This window comes from Rhodococcus sp. ACT016 (genome assembly GCF_050477185.1).
Lineage (GTDB): Bacteria > Actinomycetota > Actinomycetes > Mycobacteriales > Mycobacteriaceae > Prescottella.
In genome coordinates this window covers 4,513,504-4,537,160 of sequence record NZ_JBEAET010000001.1, presented here as the reverse complement: position 1 = coordinate 4,537,160, position 23,657 = coordinate 4,513,504, and the positions used below count along the sequence as shown (strand labels likewise).

Annotated in this window: 22 protein-coding genes and 1 pseudogene; 13 read left to right on the top strand and 10 right to left on the bottom strand. The window is 67.7% G+C overall.

Annotation, left to right across the window (positions count from 1 at the left end; all coding sequences use genetic code 11):
- Positions 1-71 precede the first annotated feature (71 nt).
- The 4 genes from ACQ5DX_RS20830 to ACQ5DX_RS20815 form a co-directional block, all read right to left on the bottom strand.
- Positions 72-1,229 carry an acyl-CoA dehydrogenase family protein gene (locus ACQ5DX_RS20830; RefSeq protein WP_430334379.1) on the bottom strand — a complete coding sequence of 386 codons (1,158 nt, stop codon included), beginning with the start codon at positions 1,227-1,229 and terminating at the stop codon, positions 72-74.
- 113 nt (positions 1,230-1,342) lie between these two features.
- Positions 1,343-2,104, bottom strand: a complete 762-nt coding sequence (locus tag ACQ5DX_RS20825) for a 3-hydroxyacyl-CoA dehydrogenase (protein ID WP_430334378.1) — start codon at positions 2,102-2,104, stop codon at positions 1,343-1,345.
- Positions 2,105-2,132: 28 nt separating this feature from the next.
- The gene (locus ACQ5DX_RS20820) at positions 2,133-3,326 is read right to left on the bottom strand and encodes a thiolase family protein (RefSeq protein WP_430334377.1); all 1,194 of its coding nucleotides are present in this window, start codon (positions 3,324-3,326) and stop codon (positions 2,133-2,135) included.
- A gap of 61 nt (positions 3,327-3,387) precedes the next feature.
- Complete coding sequence (locus tag ACQ5DX_RS20815; RefSeq protein ID WP_430334376.1) at positions 3,388-4,188, bottom strand: crotonase/enoyl-CoA hydratase family protein; 801 nt, start codon at positions 4,186-4,188, stop codon at positions 3,388-3,390.
- A gap of 228 nt (positions 4,189-4,416) precedes the next feature.
- Between ACQ5DX_RS20815 and ACQ5DX_RS20810 the strand changes: the two genes are divergently transcribed.
- The 3 genes from ACQ5DX_RS20810 (at position 4,417) to ACQ5DX_RS20800 (ending at position 7,099) form a co-directional block, all read left to right on the top strand.
- Positions 4,417-5,202 (top strand): enoyl-CoA hydratase, encoded by a 786-nt coding sequence (locus ACQ5DX_RS20810; RefSeq protein ID WP_430334375.1) that lies wholly within the window; start codon positions 4,417-4,419, stop codon positions 5,200-5,202.
- Positions 5,199-6,299, top strand: coding sequence for a CaiB/BaiF CoA transferase family protein (locus ACQ5DX_RS20805; protein ID WP_430334374.1), 1,101 nt, complete (start codon positions 5,199-5,201; stop codon positions 6,297-6,299). Before ACQ5DX_RS20810 ends, ACQ5DX_RS20805 begins: the two co-directional genes overlap by 4 nt.
- Before the next feature lie 119 nt (positions 6,300-6,418).
- Complete coding sequence (locus tag ACQ5DX_RS20800; protein ID WP_430334373.1) at positions 6,419-7,099, top strand: TetR/AcrR family transcriptional regulator; 681 nt, start codon at positions 6,419-6,421, stop codon at positions 7,097-7,099.
- A gap of 82 nt (positions 7,100-7,181) precedes the next feature.
- On the opposite strand, the gene ACQ5DX_RS20795 is transcribed toward ACQ5DX_RS20800, so the two are convergent.
- Positions 7,182-8,393 carry a M20 metallopeptidase family protein gene (locus ACQ5DX_RS20795; RefSeq protein ID WP_430334372.1) on the bottom strand — a complete coding sequence of 404 codons (1,212 nt, stop codon included), beginning with the start codon at positions 8,391-8,393 and terminating at the stop codon, positions 7,182-7,184.
- 98 nt (positions 8,394-8,491) lie between these two features.
- On the opposite strand from ACQ5DX_RS20795, the gene ACQ5DX_RS20790 reads away from it, so the two are divergent.
- The gene (locus ACQ5DX_RS20790; RefSeq protein WP_430334371.1) at positions 8,492-9,526 is read left to right on the top strand and encodes an Lrp/AsnC family transcriptional regulator; all 1,035 of its coding nucleotides are present in this window, start codon (positions 8,492-8,494) and stop codon (positions 9,524-9,526) included.
- Positions 9,527-9,530: 4 nt separating this feature from the next.
- On the opposite strand, the gene ACQ5DX_RS20785 is transcribed toward ACQ5DX_RS20790, so the two are convergent.
- A complete protein-coding gene (locus tag ACQ5DX_RS20785) occupies positions 9,531-10,214 on the bottom strand; it encodes a TetR/AcrR family transcriptional regulator (RefSeq protein WP_430334370.1) in 684 nt (227 codons plus the stop codon).
- Between the two features lie 220 nt (positions 10,215-10,434).
- Here ACQ5DX_RS20785 and ACQ5DX_RS20780 point away from each other — a divergent pair, with 220 nt between their 5' ends.
- Genes ACQ5DX_RS20780 through ACQ5DX_RS20770 form a run of 3 tightly spaced genes read left to right on the top strand, consistent with a single transcriptional unit; the run spans position 10,435 to position 13,781 of the window.
- Entirely contained in the window at positions 10,435-11,979 is a 1,545-nt protein-coding gene (locus ACQ5DX_RS20780) for a bifunctional 3-(3-hydroxy-phenyl)propionate/3-hydroxycinnamic acid hydroxylase (RefSeq protein WP_430334369.1), read from the top strand.
- Positions 11,980-12,001: 22 nt separating this feature from the next.
- On the top strand, positions 12,002-12,901 hold the full coding sequence (locus tag ACQ5DX_RS20775) for a VOC family protein (RefSeq protein ID WP_430334368.1): 900 nt from the start codon (positions 12,002-12,004) through the stop codon (positions 12,899-12,901).
- 40 nt (positions 12,902-12,941) lie between these two features.
- Entirely contained in the window at positions 12,942-13,781 is an 840-nt protein-coding gene (locus ACQ5DX_RS20770; protein WP_430334367.1) for an alpha/beta fold hydrolase, read from the top strand.
- Positions 13,782-13,866: 85 nt separating this feature from the next.
- Here ACQ5DX_RS20770 and ACQ5DX_RS20765 read toward each other — a convergent pair whose 3' ends face one another.
- The gene (locus ACQ5DX_RS20765) at positions 13,867-15,267 is read right to left on the bottom strand and encodes an FAD-binding oxidoreductase (RefSeq protein WP_430334366.1); all 1,401 of its coding nucleotides are present in this window, start codon (positions 15,265-15,267) and stop codon (positions 13,867-13,869) included.
- A gap of 286 nt (positions 15,268-15,553) precedes the next feature.
- Between ACQ5DX_RS20765 and fdxA the strand changes: the two genes are divergently transcribed.
- Together fdxA and ACQ5DX_RS20755 are read left to right on the top strand one after the other, a co-directional pair.
- Entirely contained in the window at positions 15,554-15,877 is a 324-nt protein-coding gene (fdxA, locus tag ACQ5DX_RS20760; RefSeq protein ID WP_430334365.1) for a ferredoxin, read from the top strand.
- A 30-nt stretch (positions 15,878-15,907) separates the two neighbouring features.
- Positions 15,908-17,293 (top strand): FAD-dependent oxidoreductase, encoded by a 1,386-nt coding sequence (locus tag ACQ5DX_RS20755; protein WP_430334364.1) that lies wholly within the window; start codon positions 15,908-15,910, stop codon positions 17,291-17,293.
- Here the strand turns inward: ACQ5DX_RS20755 and ACQ5DX_RS20750 are convergent.
- Positions 17,254-18,465, bottom strand: a complete 1,212-nt coding sequence (locus ACQ5DX_RS20750; RefSeq protein ID WP_430334363.1) for an FAD-dependent monooxygenase — start codon at positions 18,463-18,465, stop codon at positions 17,254-17,256. The genes ACQ5DX_RS20755 and ACQ5DX_RS20750 overlap by 40 nt on opposite strands.
- A gap of 117 nt (positions 18,466-18,582) precedes the next feature.
- Here ACQ5DX_RS20750 and ACQ5DX_RS20745 point away from each other — a divergent pair, with 117 nt between their 5' ends.
- The 4 genes and pseudogenes from ACQ5DX_RS20745 to ACQ5DX_RS20730 all read left to right on the top strand — a co-directional run bounded on the left by ACQ5DX_RS20745 (position 18,583) and on the right by ACQ5DX_RS20730 (position 21,499).
- A complete protein-coding gene (locus ACQ5DX_RS20745; protein ID WP_430334362.1) occupies positions 18,583-19,422 on the top strand; it encodes an IclR family transcriptional regulator in 840 nt (279 codons plus the stop codon).
- Between the two features lie 175 nt (positions 19,423-19,597).
- Positions 19,598-20,005, top strand: coding sequence for a YciI family protein (locus ACQ5DX_RS20740; RefSeq protein ID WP_430334361.1), 408 nt, complete (start codon positions 19,598-19,600; stop codon positions 20,003-20,005).
- Between the two features lie 35 nt (positions 20,006-20,040).
- Positions 20,041-20,310: pseudogene (locus tag ACQ5DX_RS20735) on the top strand (RNA polymerase subunit sigma-24); the annotation flags it as partial.
- A 187-nt stretch (positions 20,311-20,497) separates the two neighbouring features.
- Complete coding sequence (locus tag ACQ5DX_RS20730; protein WP_430334360.1) at positions 20,498-21,499, top strand: AraC family transcriptional regulator; 1,002 nt, start codon at positions 20,498-20,500, stop codon at positions 21,497-21,499.
- 100 nt (positions 21,500-21,599) lie between these two features.
- On the opposite strand, the gene ACQ5DX_RS20725 is transcribed toward ACQ5DX_RS20730, so the two are convergent.
- Together ACQ5DX_RS20725 and ACQ5DX_RS20720 are read right to left on the bottom strand one after the other, a co-directional pair.
- Positions 21,600-23,060, bottom strand: a complete 1,461-nt coding sequence (locus ACQ5DX_RS20725; protein ID WP_430334359.1) for an aldehyde dehydrogenase family protein — start codon at positions 23,058-23,060, stop codon at positions 21,600-21,602.
- Positions 23,057-23,653 (bottom strand): NADPH-dependent FMN reductase, encoded by a 597-nt coding sequence (locus ACQ5DX_RS20720; RefSeq protein ID WP_430334358.1) that lies wholly within the window; start codon positions 23,651-23,653, stop codon positions 23,057-23,059. The genes ACQ5DX_RS20725 and ACQ5DX_RS20720 overlap by 4 nt, the downstream gene beginning before the upstream one ends.
- Positions 23,654-23,657: the final 4 nt, after the last annotated feature.

Sequence of the window (23,657 nt, the reverse complement as noted above, 5' to 3'; positions counted from 1 at the left end):
ACAGTCACTTTCCTGGTAGGTCGACGTCCGAGGCCTTGATGCGGCCCGTCGATGTGATCGGGTTGTTCGTGTCACCGGAACTCGGAGGCGATGTCCCGACCGATGATTTCCTTCATGATCTCGGTGGTGCCGCCGTAGATGGTCTGGATCCTGCTGTCGACGTAGGCGCGGCCGATCGGGTACTCCATCATGTATCCGTAGCCGCCGTGCAACTGCACACAGCGGTCGACCACCCGTTTCTGGAGCTCGGTCGCCCACCACTTGCTCATAGAAGCGTCTACGGCAGTGAGCTCACCGGCGTTCAGCGCGAGAATGGCTCGGTCGATGTGTGATTCGGTGACCTCGATCTCCGTACGCATTTCGGCGAGAGCGAATCGGGTGTTCTGGAGATCCCCGATCGGCTTTCCGAACGCCTTTCGCTCGAACGCGTAGGTCTTGGTCCACTCGTAGGCGGCGCGGGCCGCGGCAATCGCTGACACCGCGATGGAGATCCGCTCGAGCGGAAGGTTCTCCATCAGGTGAACGAATCCCCTTCCCTCCGTGCCGAGCAGGTTGTCGGCCGGAACTCGCACATCTTCGAAGACCAACTCGGCGGTGTCCTGAGCGGCCAACCCGACCTTGTGGAGCTTGCGACCACGGCTGAATCCGGGAGCGTCCCGCTCGACGACGATCAGGGAGTAGCCCTTCGATCCTGCCTCGAGGTCGGTTCGGCACACGACGATCACGAGATCGGCGTGGATTCCATTGGTGATGAAGGTTTTCTGACCGTTGATCACCCACTCGTCACCATCCCGCACAGCGGTGGTCCGAACGCCTTGGAGGTCCGATCCGGCGCCGGGTTCGGTCATCGCGATCGCGCCGATCCGATGACCGTCGGCCATGCGCGGCAGCCAGCGGGCCTTCTGCTCGTCGGTGCCGAGATGCACGATGTAGGGGATCACGATGTCGTCGTGCACGCTCAGGCCGGCGCCGAACGAAGTCGTACCCGTCCTGGCGATCTCGTCGAAGACGACCTGCCGGAACCGATAGTCGTTCACACCGGCGCCACCCCACTCCTCGGGCACGCTGAGCCCGACGATGCCGTGGTGGCCGGCTGCGAGCCACGCGGATCGATCGATGAGCCGATCCTCCTCCCACGTGGGGTAGTGGGGTTCGATCTCACGGGCGAGGAACTCCCGGACGGTTGCGCGGTAGTCCTCGTGGTCGGCTTCGAAGTGCTTACGTTGCATCGGTTTCTCTGTTTCAGGCTCGACGGTCACGCGGGTCGGGTGCGATCGGGCACCCGACCCGCGCAGGGGCGACGGCGGTCCAGCGGTTCGTACCCGCTCTCACTGCGGGATGATCAGCGCGGTGCCATGCGGATGGCGCCGTCGAGGCGGATGACCTCGCCGTTGAGCATGGGGTTGGAGACGATGTGCGCGGCCAGCGCGCCGTACTCGGCGGGGTCGCCCAGGCGCGACGGGTGCGGAACCTGCTGGCCGAGGGACGCCTGTGCGGCCTCGGGCAGTGAGCCGAGGAGCGGAGTCTTGAACAGGCCCGGAGCAATGGTGACGACACGGATCAGCAGCGACGCGAGGTCGCGGGCGATCGGGAGCGTCATGCCGACGACGCCGCCCTTGGAGGCGGAGTAGGCGGCCTGGCCGATCTGGCCGTCGAATGCGGCCACGGAGGCGGTGTTGACGATGACGCCGCGTTCGCCGTCGATCGGGTCGGTCTTCGCGATCCGCTCGGCCGCCAGGCGGATCACGTTGAACGTGCCGACGAGGTTGACGTTGATGATCTTCGTGAAGTCGGCGAGCGGGAACGCGCCGCTGCGGCCGACGGTTTTGATGGCGTTGCCGATGCCGGCGCAGTTGACGGCGACGCGCAGCGGGCCGAGGGACTCGGCCAGGTCGAGGGCTGCGGTGACCGAGGCCTCGTCGGTCACGTCGCCGGCGGCGAAGCGGGCGCGGTCGCCGAGGTCCTTGGCGATGGCCTCGCCGTTCGACGACGGCAGGTCGAGGATGACCACGCTGGCGCCCTGCTCGTGGAGGGCCTTGACGGTGGCCAGGCCGAGGCCCGAGGCGCCGCCGGTGACGAGTGCGACGCTGTCGTTGACGTTCATGCGGATTCCTTCCGGATGTGCTTGTGTTTCAAAGTCGTTCGATGATGGTGGCGTTCGCCATGCCGGCGCCCTCGCACATGGTCTGGAGGCCGTAGCGTCCGCCGGTGGCTTCGAGGTGGTTCACGAGTGTCGTGAGCAGGCGGGTGCCGGACGATCCGAGGGCGTGACCGAGAGCGATCGCGCCGCCACGGGGGTTGAGCTTGACGGGGTCGGCACCGAACTCGTGCGCCCACATCAACGGAACGGGGGCGAAGGCCTCGTTGACCTCGTAGGCGTCGATGTCGTCGATGCCGAGTCCTGCCTTGGCGAGAACCTTGTGAGTGGCCGGGATCGGCGCAGTGAGCATGTACATCGGGTCGTCACCGGTCACCGCGAACGAGTGGAAGCGCGCCCGCGGGGTCAGGCCCACCTTGTTCGCGGTGGCTTCGCTCATGATCAGCACGGCGGAGGCGCCGTCGGTCAGCGGCGACGAATTGCCGGGTGTTACATGCCATTGGGCTTCGGGGAATCGCTGCGCGAATGCGTCGGTGCGGAACGACGGCTTCAGTCCGGCCAGGCCCTCGGCCGTCGTGGCGGCGCGGACGGTCTCGTCTGTGGTGTGCTCGATCACGTCGCCGGTTCCGGTGGTGACGGTGATCGGCACGATCTCGGCGTCGAAGAACCCGGATTCCATCGCGGCGGCGGCGCGCCGGTGCGACTCGGCAGAGTACGCGTCGAGAGCCTCACGGTCGAGATTCCACTTCGCGGCAATCAGCTCAGCCGAAATGCCCTGGTGAATAAGGCCTTCCGGGTACCGGGCGGCGATGCCCGGTCCCGCCGTGTCCTGTCCGATGGAGGAGGTGCCCATGGGGATCCGGCTCATCGATTCGACGCCGCATGCGATGACGATGTCGTAGGCGCCGGCCATGACGCCCTGCGCAGCGAAGTGGGCTGCCTGCTGGCTCGATCCACACTGCCGGTCGAGGGTGGTGGCCGGCACGGAGTCGGGGAAACCGGCCGAGAGCAGCGCGGTCCGGGAGATGTTGAGCGCCTGCTCGCCGACCTGCTGGACGCAGCCGCCGATGACGTCGTCGACCATGGCGGGATCGAGATCGTTGCGCTCGACGAGCGCGCGGAGAACCTTGGCAAGCATTTCGACCGGATGAGTGCCGGAGAGTGCGCCGCCCGGTTTGCCCCTGCCGGATGCGAGGCGGACGGCGTCGATGATGACAGCGTTCGTCATGGGAATACCTTTCGGGTGGTGGTCGCGGGTGGTTGGTGCCGCCGACGGCGATGTCGTGGGGTCAGCGGCCTTGCCAGACCGGTGGGCGCTTCTCGGCGAACGCCGCCGGGCCCTCCTGCGCGTCCTGGCTGGTGAAGACGATCTCCATGACTTTGGCGTTCTGGTCCCACGCGTGCTGGTCCCAGTCCGAAGTGGAGGCCGTGCGGTGGATCATCGACTTCGACTCACGAACGGCCAGCGGCGCATTCGCAGCGATGCTCTCGGCGAGTTCGAGGGCCACCTCGAGGGAAGTCCCCGCGGGCGCGACACGGTTGACCAGGCCGAGCTTCAGGCCGTCGACGGCTGTGATGGGTTCGCCGGTGAGCGCGAGTTCGAGAGCGACCTTGCGGGGGATCTGCTGCTGCAGGCGGATCACGCCGCCTGCAGCGGCGAACAGTCCGCGCTTGACCTCGGGTAGACCCAGCTGTGCCTGCTCGTCGACGACGGCCAGGTCGGAGGCGAGGACCAGTTCCGTGCCGCCGCCGAGGGCAAATCCATTGACCGCGGCGATCGTCGGCTTGCTCACCCAATGCTGCGCGTAACCGGCGAACCCCCACTCCGGATGGTCGTCGGCATCGAGGGATGCGCCGCTGCCGAGGGCCTTGAGGTCTGCGCCGGCGCAGAAGGCACGCCCGGCGCCGGTGAGGACGATGACCCACACCTCGTCGTCTGCGTCGGCCCGCTCGAGCAGGCTGCCGACCGCGGTCGAGAGCGCAGCGTTCACCGCGTTCAGTGCGCGCGGGCGGTTGAGGGTGATGATCGCGACGGCGCCTCGACGCTCGTAGAGCGCGGCGGGCTCGGCGGTGATCGGCTCGTCGGCCATGGGGCTCCTTGGGGAAAGTCATACTTATTTAACGATCGCTAAATTGCTACCACCGCAGGCAGTGCAGGTCAATGGCATGCGCTATCTAGCGCACGTTAAGTCGACCTGGTAAGCATGGTGAGGCTCCACCGGCGTCGCCCGCGGCACGCCGGTGCGACCGATCGCGGCTCGTGCCGCTACCTCCGAAGTGGCCTTGATTCCGCAACCGAGCAACCGAAGGAACTCACTGTGACAACGACCGAACGGGGTGTCGTCAGCACCGTCGAGAACGGTGTCCTGCGCGTCACCATCGACCGCCCTGCGAGCTTGAACGCGGTCCGGGTCGAGACGCTGGACGCGATTGCGGACGCGTTCGAGGATCATTCCGTCGATCCGGATGTGCGGGTCGCCGTGCTGTCGGGCGCCGGACGCGCGTTCTGCACCGGGGCCGACCTCGCGGGACTGGATCTGTCTGCGGCGCCGTCGGCCGAAACGATCGATGCGGCCAATCGGGTGGTCGAGAAGATCCGCGGTTTTCCGCGGCCGGTGATCGGAGCCGTCCAGGGCCCCGCCGTGGGAGTCGGAGTATCGCTGGCGCTCGCCTGCGACCTGACCGTTGCTTCCGAATCAAGTTACTTCCTGTTGGCCTTCACCAGGATCGGCCTCATGCCGGACGGCGGTGCCACGGCGCTGGTTGCGGCATCGGTGGGACGGGCTCGTGCAATGACGATGGCGCTGTTGGCGGAGCGCCTCGGGGCCGTCGAGGCTCTCCGGGAAGGACTCATCGCGAAGGTCTACGCAGACAACGATTTCGACATGGAGGTCGAATCCCTCGCACGGAGCCTCGCGGTCGGTCCCGCTGACGCCTTCCGAAGGACGAAGGACGCGATCAACGACGCGACGCTCGGTCAGCTCGATTCGGCCTTCGCGCGGGAGCGGGCCGGGCAACTCGCGTTGCTCGCCACACCCGACTTCGCGGAGGGCGTCGACGCGTTCCAGGGCAAGCGCGCCGCGCGGTTCGGGAGCTTCGCGTGACCGGGCCTCTCGACGGACTGAAGGTGATCGAACTCGCCGGTATCGGTCCAGGGCCGCATGCCGCGATGATCCTCGGCGACCTCGGCGCCGACGTCGTTCGAATCGAGCGGCCTGGTTCGACCGCCGTCGACGTACTGAACGGAAACCCGGATCACATGCTGCGCAACCGGCGTTCGGTGGCCGCCAATCTGAAGGACGGTGCCGACCGTGACATGGTGCTGCGTCTGATCGCGAAAGCCGACGTGCTCATCGAGGGCTACCGACCCGGGGTGGCCGAGCGCCTCGGGCTCGGGCCCGACGACTGCGCCGCGGTCAATCCGGGACTGGTCTACGCCCGGATGACGGGGTGGGGACAGAGCGGGCCCATGGCTGCGCGGGCGGGTCACGACATCAACTACATCTCGTTGACCGGCGCGCTCAATGCGATCGGCCGGCCGGGCGAGCGGCCCGTGCCGCCGTTGAATCTCGTGGGCGATTTCGGTGGCGGATCGATGTTCCTGTTGGTGGGCATCCTGTCGGCGCTGTTCGAGCGGCAGCGATCGGGTCTCGGCCAGGTGATCGACGCGAACATGCTCGACGGCGTGAGTGTGCTGTCCCAGATGATGTGGGCCATGCGAGGTTTCGGTCAATGGTCGTCGAGTGCCGGGGCGAATCTGCTCGACGGCGGTGCGCCGTTCTACGACACGTATGCCTGTGCAGACGGGAGGGCCGTCGCGGTCGGTGCGATCGAGCCGCCGTTCTACGCCGCGTTGCTCGACGGACTTGGACTGACCGACGAGGACCTACCGGATCAGAACGACCGCTCGGGGTGGCCGGCGCTCAGGGAACGGTTCACCGAAGTGTTCGGCTCCGAGGACCGAGATCACTGGGCGGCGGTGTTCGACGGCACGGATGCGTGCGTGACGCCGGTGCAGTCGTTCGACGAGGTCGCCGGGGACTCCTACCTGCGCGAGAGGGGAACCCTCCTCGAAGTGGACGGCGTCACGCAGGCGGCGCCGGCACCGAGGTTCTCGCGGAGTGTGCCCGAGCTGCCGACCCCGCCACGTCCGGTTGGCGCGGATAGCGCCGAGGTGTTGCGGGAATGGTTGGGGCAGTGATGATCCGCTACGGCATGTGGCTGGAGCGCTGTCCTCTCGGACACGAGTCGGCGGGAGGCCGATTCGAGTCCGAGTAGTCTCGGACCGTCAGCAAACGTGAACGATAGGTGTGGGGTCAGGTGACGAAGTTGTCGACAGGCGTGGGCGAAGGGGCCGATGGTCCGACCGACTGGCGCAGTGTCGAGCGGTTGGAACTGACCCCGATCCTGTCGGCGGCGCTGGACGCGTTCTACGAGTCGGGCTTTCACGGAGCCTCCGTACGGGAGATCGCCCGTCGGGTAGGGGTCACCGTCCCCTCGCTGTACTACCACCATCAGAGCAAGGAGGGGCTGCTCATCGCGCTCCTCGAACTGTCCATCAGTGACCTGCGGTCGCGGGCACTAGCTGCGAACGCCGCCGGTGACGGTGATCCGGTGCAGCGGTTGGCGAACGTGATCTTCACGATCGTGCTGCAGATGACGAACCGAGCGCGGCTGGCAGCCCTCGAGGGCGAGGCGCGGTACCTCGGCCCGGAGAACTGGGAGCGGTACCGCGCGGTGCGGAAGGGCGTCGAGGGCTTGGTCCTCGACATCGTGCGTGACGGAAACTCGGCCGAGGAGTTCGACGTGGAGGATCCCGCCGAGACCACCCGCGCGGTTCTCGGTATGTGCCAAGTGATTCCGCGCTGGTATCACGCCGAGGGCATGCACAGCCCGGAGGTGGTTGCCCAGAAGTATGTCAACATCGCCCTGAAGATGGTCGGTGCGACCCGGGTACCGGACATGCCCCGGAGCTCGGGGTCGGCACGGCGCGCCTACTAGGCGGCGTGCCGACCCTTCACCGCCGAACGCTGGGACTCGGCGACGTCCTCGTCGAGACCTGATACGCGTCCCTGGTCGGTGATCAGGCTGCCTCGTCCGCTCGGGTCCGGGCGAGGCGGCGGAGCGTGAGTTCGCTGTAGAGCGCGGCGCCGTCGCCGAGGACGGAGTCGTCGAACTCTGCGAGCGGCGAGTGATTGAACGCGGCCGCCGCCGGATCGCGGTCCGCGGGGCACGCGCCGAGGAACACGAACGCGCCCGGAATCTCGTTCAGCACCCGCGAGAAGTCCTCGGACGCGGCCGCCGGCTGCGGCTGCCACGCGAACCGCTCCGGACCGTGGACCTCGGCGACGACGTCGGCCACGAACTCCGTCTCGGTGTCGTCGTTGACGGTCACCGGGTACTGCTCGTCGTAGTCGACGTCCACCTCGAGCCCGTGCGCGGCAGCGATTCCCCGGCACACCCGGGTGATGCCGGCCCGGACCTTCGCCTGGCTCTCGGGGGAGAAGGTACGCACCGTGATGTCGAAGCGGGCGTCGTCGGGAATGACATTCGCCGCGGTGCCTGAGTGGAACGCGCCCACCGTGAGCACGACCGGGTCGAACGGGGCGAACGTGCGGGTCGCGAACGTCTGCAGGGCCGTCACCATCTCGCACGCCGCGGGAATAGGGTCGAGGGCCGCGTGGGGTGACGACCCGTGGCCGCCCCGGCCCAGCACCCGCACCGTCGCAACGTCACTCGCGGCCATCAGCGGGCCCTTCCGGGTGACGAACACGCCGCCGGGCGCCCCGGACGCACTCACGTGCAGACCGTACGCGGCAACCGGGCGGGACCCCGACGCCTCGAGCACGCCTTCCTGCAGCATCAGGCCGGCGCCGTCGTATCCCTCCTCGCCGGGTTGGAACATGAACACGACGTCGCCGGCGAGGTGCTCGCGTCGTGCGGACAGCAGGTGGGCGGCGCCGGCCAGCATCGACGTGTGGAGGTCGTGCCCGCACGCGTGCATCTGCCCGGGGATCCGTGAGGCGTAGTCGATGCTCGCGCGTTCGCCGACGGGGAGGGCATCCATGTCGCCGCGGAGCAGCACCGTCGGGCCGGGCCGGGATCCCCTGAGGACCGCCGTGACGGAGGTGAGTGCGGAGCCCGTGGTGATCTCGAGCGGCAACCCGTCCAGCGCCGCGAGAACCCGCTCCTGGGTCCGCGGAAGGTGCAGGCCCACTTCGGGTTCGGTGTGGAGCTCGCGGCGGAGCCGGACCAGATAGTCGTGCAGTTCGCGTGCGTCCTCGGTGAGCGACACCAAAGTCTCCTCTCGGTTCGGCGGTGCCCAGTGTGCAGCGGGTTCAGGCATGATGCACACGACGTGCATCACACCCGGCCGAATTGCAGGATCTTGTCGTGAACGAACTTGATGTTCAGGAATTTGACGGTCTCGACGAGATCGACCTGAGTCTGATCAACGTGCTCCAGTTCGACCCTCGCGCCTCGTGGTCGAAGGTGGGCGGCGCGCTCGGCGTGGATCCGGTGACCGCGTCGCGGCGGTGGAATCGGCTGGCGGAAGCGGGCTCGGCCTGGGTGACGGCGCACCCGGCGGGGCCGCAGACCGCGGCGCTGGTCGAGATAGAGTGCGTGGCCGGGGAGACGCAGGCGACCGCCGAGACCCTGTCCCGCCGACCGCACGTGCTCACCGTCGAGCACACGAGCGGCTCGCGTGACCTCCTGCTGACGGTGAGTGTGTCCGACCTGGGGGCACTGTCGCGGATGGTGCTGCGCATCGAGAAGCTGCCCGGAATCCGCTCGACCAGACCGCATCTCGTGATCCGACCGTACGCGCTGGGCGGTGACTGGCAACTACGCGCGCTCGATGCGGACCAGCGCGGCCACCTGGGGGCACCCGGCCGGCGCCGGTCGTCGTCGCGGCCGCTCGACGCCACCGACCGCAGGATGATCGCCGCGCTCTTCCGTGACGGTCGCGCCTCCCTCACCGAGATCGCCGCCGAACTCGACTGCAGCGTCAGCACCGCCCGGCGCCGACTGAACGCATTGCTGGACCGGAGCGCGGTGCTGCTGCGCTGCGACGTCGCGCAGCCGCTGTCCGGGTGGCCGGTGTCGGTGTCGATGTGGGCGCACGTCCCGGTCGACGAGTGCGACGACGTCGCCCGTCGACTCGTCGCGTTGCCGGAGACGCGTGCGTGTCTCGTGCTCACCGGGGCGCCCGCCAACTTCTACTTCTCCGTCTGGGTCCGCTCCCTCGAGGACGTCCACCGCACCGAGCAGCACATGCGGCAGATCGTGCCGACCCTCACGATCCTCGACCGCACCGTGGCGCTGCGGTACTTCAAACGCATGGGCCGCATCCTCGACGAGCGCGGTCGCAGTATCGCGAGTGTGCCGATGGACATCTGGTCGGATCCGGTCGCGGGGGAGGGGTAGCCGCTCAGACGGCGGGAGCCGGCGTACTTCCGGTGCCCGCCTGCGCCCGAAGTGTGACGACCCGCGCCTCGCCGATGGCAGCGAGCGCATCGGTGAGTTGACTCATGAACTCGGCCATCGATTTTCCGTCCTTCGTCTGCCGGGAGACAAAGGCGCCGTCGAAGCCGGCCATGCCGAAGTGTGCGAGTTCGTCGGCAACGGCGGTCGCGATGTCGTCCCCCTCGACCGCGAACGCCGAGTGGATCATGTCCCGCATCAGTTCGCGGCCCTCGGTCCGTACGTCGATGACGGTCCGCATCGCCTCGGCGGCTTCGGCCGCCTCGTTGCTCATCACCAGGACGAGCATCAGGCGCAGGAACTCCTCGTGGTGAACGGAGACCTCACCCGTCTGCTGCAGGTACCAGCCCAGGCGCTCGCGCGGTGAGCCGCCCGTCGGTGGGTTCCGGTGCGCTGCGCGCATCGCGTCGAAGAATGCCCGGGCGCCCCGGGCCATCACCTCGGACAGCAGGCCGGCCTTCGACTCGAAGTGGTAGTAGAAGGCGCTGCGGGGCAGGCCTGTCTCCTTGACCAGAACCGACATCGATGTCCCCGCGTATCCGCGCGCGGACATGACCCGGGCGGCGACGTCGAGGATCTCCTGGCGTGAGCGCCGACCTCGTCGGTTTCCACTCGGTGCGGCGTTCTCCATCCCGCCAGTGTAGGTCGCGCCGCGTTTCTCCCCGCCGGGCGCCGGGCTCCCGAATTGCTTCTTGACAGCTCTCGCGGCGCTGTTACGCTGCTCACTATTGGACGGAACGATCGTTCCAAAACATGGCTTGCGGGAGGGCGGCACGGACCGCTCGGTCCCGGGAACTCACATCCGAATCCGCACCGCACGCGCTGCGGTCGAACACACGAAAGCCCTGCTCATGAACGAGAAGTACGACGCCGACGTCGCGATCGTCGGCTACGGCCCGAGCGGCGTCATCGCGGCGCTCACGCTGGCCAAGCACGGCATCTCCGCCGTCGCGTTCGAGCGCGACCGCGACATCTACCAGCGCGCGCGGGCCGTCACTGTCAACGACTGGACGATGCGCATCTTCCAGAACCTCGGCGTGGACGAGGCCGTCAAGAAGGACATGGACCCGCAACGTGCGCTGCGCTGGCAGACCTACGACGGTGTCGAACTGCTCCGCATCGACCATCCGCCGTCGACGCTGGGCATCAAGCCGCGGTTCTTCAACATCTACCAGCCGACCATGGAAGCGAAGCTGCGCGAGTGCGCGGCCAGGTACGACCGACTCCTCGACGTCCGGTACGGGTCGGAGATGGTCGCTCTCGAGCAGGACGACGCCGGCGTCACGGTGACCGCGAAGGACACCGCGACCGGCGAAACCTCCTCCACGCGTGTGCGTTACGTGCTGGGGTGCGACGGCGGCAGCAGCCCCACCCGGGGTCAGCTGGGTGTCGAACTGCTCGGCGACACGATCGACGTGATGTGGATCGTCATCGACTGCCGCGTCAAGCGGTGGTGGCCCGACCGCAACCTGCTCACGTTCTGGTCGGACAAGAAGCGTCCCGTGGTCGACATCTCGCTCTCGCAGGGCAACCACCGGTGGGAACTGCCCCTTCAGCCAGGGGAGAGCGAGGCGGCTTTCGCCACGAACGAGCAGGTGTGGCCGCTGCTCAACGCGCTCGGTGTCACCGAGGACGACGTCGAGATCCACCAGCACGCCTTCTACCGGCATCACACCCGCATGGCCGACACCTGGCGTGTGGGTCGAACCTTCCTGGTCGGCGACGCGGCGCATCTCATGCCGCCGTGGGCCGGGGCCGGGATGCAGACCGGGATGCGCGACGCCTACGACATCGGCTGGAAGTTGGCGGGCGTCATCAAGGGGGAGCTCGACGAGAGCTTCCTCGACACGTACGAGGCGGAGCGCCGCCCCAACGCCGCGATGTACACGAATCTGGCGGTCGAGCTGGGCCGAATCATCAAGCAGGAGCTGTCGGAAGAGGAGCAGGCCGACCTCGCGACCCCGCCCGAGGGCCCCGAGAACCCGCCGGAGCCGCCGCTGATCGCGCCGCCCTTCCTGGTCGCGGGGTGGTTGCGCGGTCCGATCGACGAGTCGAGCATCGTCGGCCGGATGGTGCCGCAGCCCGAGGTCGGCGACACCCGAGGAGTGATCGCTCGTCTGGACGACCTGCTCGGTGATGGCTTCGTGCTCCTGGGTGACGACGTCGACCCGGCGTCGCTGCTGAGTCCGCAGGAGAAGGCCGCATGGGACGCGCTCGGTGCGCGCTACATCGCAGTCCGCCCGCAGGACAAGCACACTCAGGGCCCCGACGAATTGGTCGACCTCGACGAGGTCCTCGGCCCCTGGCTGCGCAGGTTCGGTGCCCGCGCCGTCGCCGTCCGCCCCGACAAGTTCGTCGCCGCCGCCGACGTCAGCGGACTCGGCGTCCCCGCCTGATCCCAACGAAGGAGAACCACTGATGACCAGCGTGACCGAACTCGCCTACATCGGTGTCGAGGCCAGCGATCTCGACGCCTGGGAGCGCTTCGGCGTCGATCTGATGGGCATGCAACTGGCCGACCGATCCGACGACGCCCTCTTCCTCCGTATGGACTCCAAGGCACACCGGTGGATCATCGTCCGTGGCGACGCGGACGACCTGGCGTTCACCGGATTCGCGTGCGCGACCGAGACGGATCTGGACGAGATCGTCGGCGGGCTGCGCGCGGCCGGGACCGAGGTCGTCGAGGGCGGTGCGGATCTCGCCGCGGCCCGCAAGGTCGATCGGATCGTCGTCACGACCGACCCGGTCGGCAACCGCGTGGAGCTGATCGTGGGTCTGGCCGACGCCGACACCCCGTTCCGATCCGAAAAGCTGTTCTCGCGCTTCGTCACCGGTGACGGCGGTGCCGGGCACGAGTTCCTCATGGAACGAGGCGATCGGGAGACGATCCTCGACTGGTACGGCATCCTCGGCTTCAAGATCACCGACTTCATCAAGGAGCAGGTGGCGCCGGGCGTGTATGCGGACGCCGTGTTCACGCACTGCAACGGCCGGCACCACTCGGTGGCGTGGGCGGACATGCCGTTCCCCAAGCGCATGCACCACTTCATGATCGAGGTCGGGGACATCAACGACGTGGGCCTGGCCTACGACCGCTGCATGGATGCGAAGCAGCCGTTCGAGATGACGCTGGGCATGCACCCCAACGACGAGATGTTCAGCTTCTACGTCCGCACGCCGTCGGGATTCAACATCGAATATGGCTGGGGCGGACTGATCATCGACGACGCCACCTGGGAGATCAAGCATCTGGACAAGCTCGACACCTGGGGCCACCGCGCGCCGCAGGTCGTCGCCGATCTCCTGCAGTCCTGACGTCTCTTCGAGACACACTCGTACGCAAAGGAACACAACGATGTCACTCACCCAGTCCGATACCAGCCGCACGGTCCGCACCCGCGATTGGAAGCTGCACTACGAGGAGGCCGGCAGCGGCCATCCGGTGATCCTGCTGCACGGCAGCGGTCCCGGCGCTACCGGATGGAGCAACTTCTCCGGGAACATCGAGGCGCTCGCCCGACACTTCCACGTGTACGCGGTGGACATGCCCGGCTGGGGCCAGTCGGACGCCGCCACCGTCGATCGCCTCGATCACGTCGATACGGCCCTGCAGTTCATGGACGCGCTCGGCATCGAGAAGGCTGCCTTCGTGGGGAACTCGATGGGCGGTGCGACGTCGATGCGGTTCGCCACCGAACACCCGGACCGGATCTCGCACCTCGTCACCATGGGGCCGCCCACGCCCGGTCCCAAGCTGTTCGCCCCCGGCGACGGGCCGAGCGAAGGTCTCAAGGTGCTGATCGAGGCGTACCGCAATCCGACGCCGGAGGCCATGGGCAAGCTGATCGAGATCATGGTCTACGACAAGCAGTTCGCGACGCCGGAACTGTTGGCCGCCCGCTCGGACGCCGCGCTGGCGCGCCCCGAGCACCTCGAGAACTACCTGGCGGGCCTGCCGAAGGGGGCCCCGATCCCCAAGTGGGTGCGACTCGAGGACCTGCCGAAGGTCGACGTGCCGACCCTGCTGATCCACGGTCGTGACGACCGGGTCGTCTCCTACGAGCACTCGCTTGTGCTGCTCGCGCTCATCCCCGACTCCCGCCTCGTGATCCTCAACCACTGTGGCCACTGGGCGATGATCGAGCATCCCGACGAATTCAACCGCCTGGTAACGGACTTCATCGCGAACAACTGACACCGAGCGTATCCGCGCTCATTCCGCTCAACCGCCGGCGGCGCCGCGCAGGTCGATCCGCTCGGCCGTGCGGCGCCGCAACGGTTCAACCGACGCGCTGGGGAGGTTCGTCCAGTGAAGAAATCAGGACTTTCGGGTTGAGGATGTTGGTCGGGTCGACCGCCTGCTTGATACGACGGTTCAGGGCGAGGAGTTCCGGGGACAGGCCGGCGGCCAGAACGGCTCGCTTCCGACGTCCGACGCCGTACTCGGTGGGAACAGTGCCGCCGAGTGCAGCGACGAGTTCATGAATCTCCCCTCGCGCCGCTGCTGCGGCGGTGGCGGCCGACTCGTCGCCATGCGGGTAGCTCAGGACAGGGTGGGTCAGCTCGTCTGCGGCATGTGTGCAGCTGACGATGGTCGTCCGGTGCCGCTCCGCGATCGCTGCCAGGCCGTCCGTCAGCTCCGAGAGGCGCTGAACCGGCACCGCCACGTCGTCGCTGATCAGCGCACCGACCTTCTCCAATGCCTCGTAGATCGCGTGACGCGGGCGGTCGAACAGTTCGCCCTCGAACCGGTCGTCGGTTGCAAAAACAGCTGTGGCACCCCTGCTTTCGCACATCCGCTGCATCGCGCTCAACTCGCTCTCGGCGGCGGCGCCGGCGTCGGAGCGAGCAATCAGCAGCGCGCCTGCCGTCCGATCGAGATCCATTCTGAGGAAATCCTCGGCCACATTGACGGCGGCGTTGTCCATGATCTCGAGCTGAGACGGTCTGAGAGCAGCCGTGATGTCCTGCGACGCGGCAGCTGCATCGGACATGTGCGGGAAGTACGCCACCAGTGTGTGAGGTGCGGCCGGCTGGGGAACGAGCCGAAGGGTGATGCTGGTGATCACTCCGAGCGTTCCTTCGCTCCCTACGAAGAGCTTCGCCAACGCCAATCCAGGGGAGTCTTTCACGCGGGTCCCGCCGAGTTCGACGGCCGAACCGTCGGCGAGAACAACCGTCATGCCCAGGACGTAGTCGCTCGTCACGCCGTATTTCGTGCAACAGGGACCGCCTGCGTTGGTCGCCACATTGCCGCCGATCGAACAGATCTCGAACGACGACGGGTCCGGTGGGTAGAACAACCCGGCTGCTGCGGCGGCCGACTTGACGTCGACGGTGACGGCTCCCGGCCCGACGACCGCCGTCCGTGATGCACGGTCGACGGTGATCGCGCTCATCCGCTCCAGGCTGAGGGTGATGGCCCCGTCGATGGCGGTGGATCCGCCGACCACGCTGGTGCCTGCGCCTCGGGGAACGACCGGAACGCCGTTCTCGACGGCGAACCTGAGTACTTCCTGGACGTCCGCCGTGTCGGCGGCACGTACGACCGCGGCCGGCGTCCCGGCGTCCGGGTCGAAACTCCAATCCTGGCGGTAGGACTCGAGCAGGTCGGGATCGGTGAGGACGGCGCCGGGTGAGAGTCGTTGTGCGAGTGAGTTCAGAGTTTCGCTGTCAAGCATGCCGGCCACGATATCCCGAGGGGCAGTGGAATTTTCGAGCACATGTGTCGTATGTCACTGGGATAGGCGACCGCTCTGCGCGGGTGCGGGAGCGAGGGGTGTGTCCGGTCGGTGGCGCCGCTGGCTCTCGGTCACAGGTGTGCCGTGCTCGGCGCTCGAGCTCCATGTATTGCACGGCTTAGCAGGGGTTTTCGTGTTCACGTCGAATCGATGCTGCCGTCGATGTCGCCTGCCGACTCGGCGCCGATTTGAGCTCAACCCCAGTTGAGGTTTTAGCCTCGTGCGCATGACGTATGTGATCGCGCTGCCGTGTGTGGACATCAAGGACAAGGCGTGTATCGAGGAGTGCCCTGTCGACTGCATCTACGAAGGCGATCGGATGCTCTACATCCATCCCGACGAATGCGTGGATTGCGGTGCGTGCGAACCGGTCTGCCCGGTCGAGGCGATCTACTACGAAGACGATCTACCACGTGATTTCGCCGCCTACTACACCGCGAACGTCGAGTTCTTCGATGAACTCGGCTCGCCGGGAGGTGGGTCCCGGACCGGTCCGATCGGCCGCGACCACCCCGTCGTAGCGGCGGTCCGGCCGCAGGCGACCGAATGAGCGCCCCCGAACATCCAGGAGATCGACGCTATGACGTTGCCATTGCAGGTCGCCGTCGTCGGAGCCGGACCGGCCGGAATTCACACGTGCGACATCCTCTCCCAGCTTGCGCCGGGAACACAGATCGACCTGTTCGAGCGGCTACCCGTTCCCTACGGGCTGGTCAGGTACGGCGTTTCGCCCGATCATCCGAAGATCAAGAAGATCATCGACTCTCTTCACGTCGTGCTCGACGGCAGCACCATCCGAGTGCTCTGCAACGTCGAAGTGGGTGCCGACATCACCGTCGCCGAACTGCGCGACTCGTACGACGCCGTCGTCATCGCCACCGGCGCGTTGCGGGACGCACCGCTGGATATTCCCGGCATTCACCTGCCGGGATCGTTCGGCGCCGCGGACTTCGTCTCCTGGTACGACGGTCATCCCGACGCGTCGACCGCGTGGCCACTGCACGCCGAGTCGGTGGCGGTCGTCGGTGCAGGCAACGTGGCCCTGGACGTGACCCGCATGCTTGTCAAACACGCGCACACGTTGTCGGACACCGACGTTTCCGACAACGTGTACGAGGGACTCGCGGCCAACCCGATCCGTGACGTGCATCTGTTCTCCCGCCGCGGCCCCGCCGACGTCCGCTTCTCGCCGATCGAACTGCGCGAACTCGGCAACCAGTACGACGTCGACATAGTCGTGAATCCCGCTGATCTCGAACCCGATCCACATCTCGACCGGATGACACGGCAGTTCACTCCGGTTCGCCATGTCGTGGAAACCATGCGGGAGTGGGCGCGCGTCCCCACGAGCCGGCGCACGGCGTCGCGGCGGGTACACCTGCACTTCCACCAGGCCCCGGCGGCTGTCGTCGGCGCCGATTCCGTCGACGGGCTGCGCACCGAGATCATGGTCCCGGACGGGTACGGACACGTATCCGGGTCGGGCGTGTTCGTCGAGCACGAAGTGCAGGCGGTCTATCGCGCGATCGGGTACGCGAGCACACCCTTGGCCGGCGTCCCGTTCGATCACGGGACCAGAACCGTCCCGCACATCGAGGGGGCCGTGGTCGACGGCGACGGCAACCACGTTCCCGGGCTCTACACCACGGGGTGGATCAAGCGGGGCCCTGTGGGGTTGATCGGATCGACGAAATCCGATGCACGACAGACCGTCGAGACCCTGCTCGAGCGGACCGTCGCGGGCTCTCGCGCACGCACGGGAAGGCGGGCCGCCGACAGGCTGCTGCAGGACAGGGGCGTTCGGCCGACGGGCTGGGCCGGCTGGCTCCGGATCGATTCCGCCGAAAGGGAGCTCGGCGACGCACAGGGTCGAGAACGCGTCAAGATCGTCGGGCGAGACGAACTGACCGCCATCGCCGACCGGTCCTACGCCGGAGCGCCGACGCGGTTGCGGTTCGAGTCGTAGCCCCACAGCCAGTCGGTGTACTTGTAGCTGGACGTGTCGCGGATTCGGAACAGCTCGTTGCGGGCCTCGCGTCCGGCGCCGTCGAGATGCCACAGATCGCCCCACATCCGTCCGACGGTGAGGATGCGGTTGCATCGAGGTGCCCGCTCGGCGTTGACATCACGCAGGATCGTCGGCCAATGCGCGTCGTCGCCCCGCAGGTCGTCGGCCGCGTAGTCGGACAGGCACTTGGCGTCCTCGAGTGCCATGACGGCGCCGGAGGCGAGGTACTGCAGCGGTGGATGCGCCGCGTCACCGAGGAGGATCATGCGCCCGTCGACCCAGTTCTCGACCGGTTCGCGGTCGAACATGGGCCACCACTTGTCGGTCCACAGGTAGCCGAGAGCCTTGCGCACGGATTCGTGGCAGTGGTCGTAGGCGCGCGCGAGTTCCTCGGGGCTGCCCCACATCTCCTCGCCGCGGAGGAAGGCGGGGGACTGGAACACTGCCACCTGGTTCAGCATGGAACCACCGCGCAGCGGGTACTGGATGAAGTGGCAGCGCGGGCCGATGTAGCCGACGACGTCCTCGATCTCGTCCGCGAACGGCACCTCCTCCATCGGCACGGTGCCGCGGAACGCGACGTATCCCGAGCCGACCGGCTTGTCGTCGTGGATCTTTCGGCGCAGCGTCGAGTGCAGACCGTCCATGCCCAGCAGCGCGTCACCGGTATGGACGGTGCCGTCGGCGAGCGTGACGTGGACGTGGTCGCCCTCGGTGACGGCGTCGACGACGTCGGCATCGGTGATCAGGTTCGCGCCTGCCCGCCGAGCGGCGGAAACGAGGATGGTGTGCAGGTCCGAGCGGTGCACCACGAAGTAGACGCCCCCGTAGTGCTGCTGGTATTCGCGGCCGAGGTCGACCTTGGTGAGCACCTCGGCGGTCACGGCGTCCCGGAAGACGAGATTCTTCGGCAGCACGCCCTTGGCCACCACCTCGTCGAAGATGCCCCACTCCTTCAGAATTCGCGAACCGTGCGGTCCAATCTGGAGGCCCGCGCCGACCTCGCCGAACTCGGACGCCCGCTCGAAGAGCGTGACCTGTGCGCCGCGGCGGGCGAGGGCGAGGGCATTCGCAGCGCCGCCGATGCCGCCGCCGGCGATGATGACGTGCGTGTCCTTCAACGCGGACATGACACTCCTTGAGATCGAGATCGGTTCGAAATGCACCGCGACCGGACTGGTGGCTGTTCGCGGCCTCTGAGTCAGACCCTCGTGTGCGCGACGATGTGCAGGCAATAGAGTTCTGTCATGCGGAACAACTCGCCGGGGAAGAAGGCGGCGAAGACGATCACCCGGCCCTCGTACGCGCTCGACTCGGTCGACAACGCTCTGCGCCTGCTCCAGATGCTGCGCGACGTCGGTGCGCTCCGTCTCAAAGATGCCGCCGAGGAACTCGGTACGGCGCCGTCCACCGCGCACCGCCTGCTCGCCATGCTGGTGTATCGCGGGTTCGCGGTCCAGGACGAGAAGCGCCGCTACCACCCGGGCCCGGCCATGGGCGTCGGTCCGGCCCAGCAGGGGTGGACTCGCGAACTCGCCGACATCTGCCGGCCCCACGTGGATGCCCTGGCGACGTCGACGGGTGAGACGATCAACGTGGTGATCCGCGTCGGCTCTCAGGTTCGCTTCCTGTACTCCGCCGAATCGGAATCGATGCTGCGGGTAGGCGACCGGCAAGGCCAGGTGTTGCCGGCGGAACGCACGGCCGGGGGCAGGATTCTGCTGGCGGAGTTGCCGCGGCAGACCCTCGAACAGCTATACCTCCGCCCCGCCGACGAGCCGCACCCCGACCGGCCGTCGTCGCCCGACTTCGACGTGGATCGCCGACTGGCGCCGGACGAGTTCGACGCCTTCCACGCCGAACTCGAGGCGGCGCGCGCGGTCGGTTTCGCCGTGAACGTCGAGCAGACCGAGGCCGGTGTCGCCGCGTTCGGTGTCGCACTGCGCAACGGCCGGCGGGAAGCGATCGCGGCACTGACTGCGGCGGTGCCCACCACGCGCTATCGCCAGCACCTCGACGGCCGCCTGATCGCGCAACTACGCGCCACCGTCCGCGACGTCCAGGTCGAGATCGCACACGTCGGCTGAGGTGCCGAGTTTCTGCGTAGAGGAATCCCGGTCGCCGCGCATCGGCCCGGGTCGACGCACCCGGCTGCACGAGATTCGAGAAATTCTCGTGGGCCATGTCGAGAATCGATCACCGGCTCCCTCCCTGCAGTGAATGCGACCAGAATGGGTCGCACCAGCACCGAGGAGAACAACGATGGCCAAGTACCTGTTGCTCGAGCACTACCGCGGCGCCCCGGTTCCGGCCAATGACGTGCCCATGGACCAGTGGACGCCGGAGGAGATCTCGGCCCACGTGAAGTACATGCAGGACTTCGCGGACCGACTCGAGGGAACCGGTGAGTTCGTCGACGCGCAGGCGCTCGACCCCGAGGGGATGTGGGTCCGGTACGACGGCGAGGGCCGCCCGCCGGTCACGGACGGACCGTTCGCCGAGACCAAGGACCTCATCGCCGGCTGGATGGTGATCGACGTCGACAGCCACGAGCGCGCCCTCGAACTTGCCGGGGAACTGTCGGCCGCTCCGGGCGCGGGTGGGAGGCCGATCCACGAGTGGCTCGAGTTGTGCCCGTTCCTGACCGCGCCGCCCACCGTCACGGAGTGACCTCGTCGATGGACGACGCCCTGCTCCGGAGCCCGCGCCTGACCGACACCCCGATCGTCCGGCTCAATCGCGCGGTGGCCGTCGGCGAGGCCGACGGGCCGCACGCGGGCCTGGCGGCGCTCGCCGAGTTGGACGACTCGCTGCCGCGTCACGCCGCGGTGGCCGCGCATCTGCACGAGCGCGCCGACGACCTGGACACGGCGGCCCGGCTGTACGCCGACGCCGCCCGACAGGCGACCAACATCGCCGAGCGCGACCACCTGACGCGCCAGGCCGCCCGGCTCAACTCCCGCGGGCGTCGCTGACCGGTCGGCCGGAATCCGTGTGGGACATCCGCGTTCGACCGCCGCGGAAACGCCGGGAAATCGGGGCGGTATCGGTGCGTGCGAATGTCGAGGGGGTCGATCTGAGCGGGTCTCGTGGCTACTATCGACGACAATGCCGGGGATTGTCGGGAATCCCTGATTCGGAACCCTTCTCGTGGAGGTCGGAATGCCCCTGCCACCCTCGGCATTCGAGCCACTGCGTCAGCACGGGCGATTACACACGGACGACGTCGACCTCGCCCAGGCAGTCGTTTCGGAGGTATACGAACCACACGTTCTCGAACCTCGGGGAGCGAGTCGTCTCGATGCGCGCCTGAACGCCGTGCAGAACGGTGCCCTCACCCTAGGTTATCTGACTTATGGTGTGGGAGCGCTCATTACGCTTCCACCCAGTGAGCACTGGTATCACGTGAACATCACCCTCTTCGGTGGAAGTCGCGTCTCGCGCGGCGATTCGGTGCGTGGTGAGACCACCGCGATGGCGGGCGCGGCGATTCTGGTGCCGCATCACGTGCAGAAGATCGAGTGGGATTCGGACACCGCGCAATTCGCACTGCGGGTGCCGCGGCCGGATCTGGAGAGTCATCTGGAGAATCTGACGCAGACCCGAATCGCTGCACCCGTCGATTTCGACCTCGTCGTCGATCTGAATTCGAATGCGGGCAGGGGTTTGCTTCGATGTGTCGAATTCATGCGTTCGGAATGGGACGAAGAGGGCATTCTCACCCGATACGACAATTCTCGGCGGCACCTGGAATCGTTGACGCTGACGAATCTCGTCATGGCCGCGGGTGGACCGCACCGCGAACTCCTCGACCAGCCGTCCCGGCAGACCGTTCCCGACGCGTTGCAGCGCGCCCTCGATCATGTGCACGACCACGCCCGGGCGTTGCCGACGCTGGCGGATCTGACGGCCGTGGCGGGCATCAGCGCCCGCACGCTCCAGAACCAGTTCGTGCGGCACCTCGATCGCACGCCGATCCAGTACATCCGGGACGTTCGCCTGCGCGGTGTCCGGGACGATCTGCTGCACCCGTCGTCCGGCGAGGTCACGGTCACCGACGTGGCCGCGGCGTGGGGGTTCTACAACCTCGGCCGGTTCTCGTCGCTGTATCGGGAGGTGTACGGGGAGTCCCCGTCGGAGACACTGCGGCGGTGCCGCTCGTGAGACTGCGGCGGTGCCGCTCGTGAGACTGCGGCGGTGCCGCTCGTGAGACGGCGGCGGTGGGGGCGTCGTCCGGTGTGTCGACGCCCCCACCCGTGCCGGCTCAGATCACCTGAACCACGTGCTTGTACTCCTGGAACTCCTCGAGGGCGCGGTGGCCGTTGAGGCGCCCGAGACCGCTCTGCTTGTAGCCGCCCTCCTCGAACTGGTCGACCACGACGGCCCATCCGTTGGTCCAGACGGTGCCCGCGTCCAGCGCGTCGGCCATGCGCAGCCCGCGTGCGCCGTCGCGGGTCCACACCGATGCCGCGAGTCCGTACTCGGTGGCGTTGGCCATCCGGACGGCGTCGTCCTCGGTGTCGAAGACCTCGAACGTCGCGACCGGGCCGAACAGTTCGCGTTGCACGAGCGGCGAATTCACGTCGTCGACCGCCAGCAGTGCGGGGCGGAAGTAGGCGCCCTGCGCGAGCGCCGGATCGTCGGGACGCCCGCCGCGCACGAGGACCTCCGCGTCGCCGACGTGCTCGGCGAGCAGTGCTTCGAGGCGGTTTCGGGAGGCGACGTCGATCATCGGCCCCATGTGGGAGGTGTCCAGGTCGCCCGGGCCCACGTTCACGCGACCGAAGGCTTGGACGAGCGCCTCCCGGACCCGGTCGGCGATGGACCGCTGCACCAGGATCCGACTGCCCGTCATGCAGAACTGTCCGGTGAACGTGGTGACACCGGCGACGATGGTCCCGACCGCCGCATCCACGTCCGCGTCGTCGAACACGATCATCGGTGTCTTGCCGCCGAGTTCGAGGGACAGTCGCTTGAGGGTGGCGCCGCCGGCCGCCATGATCTGTCGGCCCACCGCCGTGCTGCCGGTGTAGCTCACGGCGTTCACGTCCGGCGACGACACGAGCAGTTTCGCGCCGTCGCTGCCGGACTCGGTGAAGATGTTGAGCACGCCTTGGGGCAGGGACGGGCAGTCGGCCAGTAGTTCGGCCAGGCGGGCGTTCACGAGCGCCGTCTGCGCCGCCATCTTCATCACGACGGTGCAGCCGGCGGCGAGAGCGGGCGCGAACGACCGAACCGACAGCACGACCGGCGAGTTCCACGGCACGATCACGCCCGCGACACCGATCGGTTCGGACAGCAGCATCGAGTACACGCCGTCGCGCACCCGGCCACCCCGACCCGAATCGGTGAGGGCCTGCGCGGCGTAGTACCGCAGCTTCGACGGCGTGAGGCTGAGCTCGAAGTCGGCCTCCGGCAGGATCTTTCCGTTCTCGCGGGCCAGGAGCATCGCGAGTTCGCCGGACGCCGCCTCGATCCGGTCGGCCATTTCCTCGAGCACCTTGGCGCGCAGGTGCCGGTCGCGTCGCCACGCGTGCGTGGCGAAGGTGTCCTTGGCGATCCGGATGGCCTCGCGCACCTGCTCGCCGTCGGCCTCGTAGTAGGTGCCGAGGGGTTCACCGGTCGCCGGCGAGTACGACGTTCCGGTGGTGCTCGACGGCACCCAGCGTCCGCCGATGTAGTTTCGGGCCGTATCGGCTCGCAGCGCCGACTCGATGGTGGTCATGTCGTCTTCCTTGTCGCCGGGGTCGCTGCGCTGGACGCGCTCGACCGGGTGAATCGCACGTGGAGGGGGTCGGGCCCGAAGTGGTGCCCGGGGAGGCGCTCGGCCAGCACGGTGACCTGTTCGACGAACTCGCGCAGGTCCGCACGGGCGTCGGCCGGAACGTCGTCGGAGGCGAACGTGCGGTCGACGAAGAACGCGCCGTTGGGGGCGGTGAGGGCACCGAACCAGGCCAGGACGTCGCGCAGGTGCCGCTCCGCGGAGAGGAAGTGGTGCGGGGCGGCCGCCACGGTGAGGATCCCGACGGGTTTGTTGCGCAGGGCCTCGTTGGGCAGGGCGTCGACGAGCAGTTTCAGCGTGCCGGTGAACGACCCGCGGAACACCGGGGAGGCGAGCACCACCGCGTCCGCGGCACACACGCGGTCGACGGCGTCGTCGCCCCAGAGCGCGACGACGGGATCCGCGGTGGGTTCAGGGATCAACCGGTCGACGATCCAACCCGGATGCCGCCCCCGCACGTCGTCCTCGATCAGGCCGAGTGCGCGAGTGAGCTTGCCCGGTGGTGTCGGACTCCCGTAGACAGTGAGAAGTTTCATGTCA

Bases quoted from the DNA above. Each gene is read 5' to 3' on its own strand.
- ACQ5DX_RS20830 (WP_430334379.1), bottom strand. From the start codon at position 1,229: ATGCAACGTAAGCACTTCGAAGCCGACCACGAGGACTACCGCGCAACC.
- ACQ5DX_RS20825 (WP_430334378.1), bottom strand. From the start codon at position 2,104: ATGAACGTCAACGACAGCGTCGCACTCGTCACCGGCGGCGCCTCGGGC.
- ACQ5DX_RS20820 (WP_430334377.1), bottom strand. From the start codon at position 3,326: ATGACGAACGCTGTCATCATCGACGCCGTCCGCCTCGCATCCGGCAGG.
- ACQ5DX_RS20815 (WP_430334376.1), bottom strand. From the start codon at position 4,188: ATGGCCGACGAGCCGATCACCGCCGAGCCCGCCGCGCTCTACGAGCGT.
- ACQ5DX_RS20785 (WP_430334370.1), bottom strand. From the start codon at position 10,214: ATGGAGAACGCCGCACCGAGTGGAAACCGACGAGGTCGGCGCTCACGC.
- ACQ5DX_RS20780 (WP_430334369.1), top strand. From the start codon at position 10,435: ATGAACGAGAAGTACGACGCCGACGTCGCGATCGTCGGCTACGGCCCG.
- ACQ5DX_RS20775 (WP_430334368.1), top strand. From the start codon at position 12,002: ATGACCAGCGTGACCGAACTCGCCTACATCGGTGTCGAGGCCAGCGAT.
- ACQ5DX_RS20770 (WP_430334367.1), top strand. From the start codon at position 12,942: ATGTCACTCACCCAGTCCGATACCAGCCGCACGGTCCGCACCCGCGAT.
- ACQ5DX_RS20765 (WP_430334366.1), bottom strand. From the start codon at position 15,267: ATGCTTGACAGCGAAACTCTGAACTCACTCGCACAACGACTCTCACCC.
- fdxA (WP_430334365.1), top strand. From the start codon at position 15,554: ATGACGTATGTGATCGCGCTGCCGTGTGTGGACATCAAGGACAAGGCG.
- ACQ5DX_RS20755 (WP_430334364.1), top strand. From the start codon at position 15,908: ATGACGTTGCCATTGCAGGTCGCCGTCGTCGGAGCCGGACCGGCCGGA.
- ACQ5DX_RS20750 (WP_430334363.1), bottom strand. From the start codon at position 18,465: ATGTCCGCGTTGAAGGACACGCACGTCATCATCGCCGGCGGCGGCATC.
- ACQ5DX_RS20745 (WP_430334362.1), top strand. From the start codon at position 18,583: ATGCGGAACAACTCGCCGGGGAAGAAGGCGGCGAAGACGATCACCCGG.
- ACQ5DX_RS20740 (WP_430334361.1), top strand. From the start codon at position 19,598: ATGGCCAAGTACCTGTTGCTCGAGCACTACCGCGGCGCCCCGGTTCCG.
- ACQ5DX_RS20730 (WP_430334360.1), top strand. From the start codon at position 20,498: ATGCCCCTGCCACCCTCGGCATTCGAGCCACTGCGTCAGCACGGGCGA.
- ACQ5DX_RS20725 (WP_430334359.1), bottom strand. From the start codon at position 23,060: ATGACCACCATCGAGTCGGCGCTGCGAGCCGATACGGCCCGAAACTAC.
- ACQ5DX_RS20720 (WP_430334358.1), bottom strand. From the start codon at position 23,653: ATGAAACTTCTCACTGTCTACGGGAGTCCGACACCACCGGGCAAGCTC.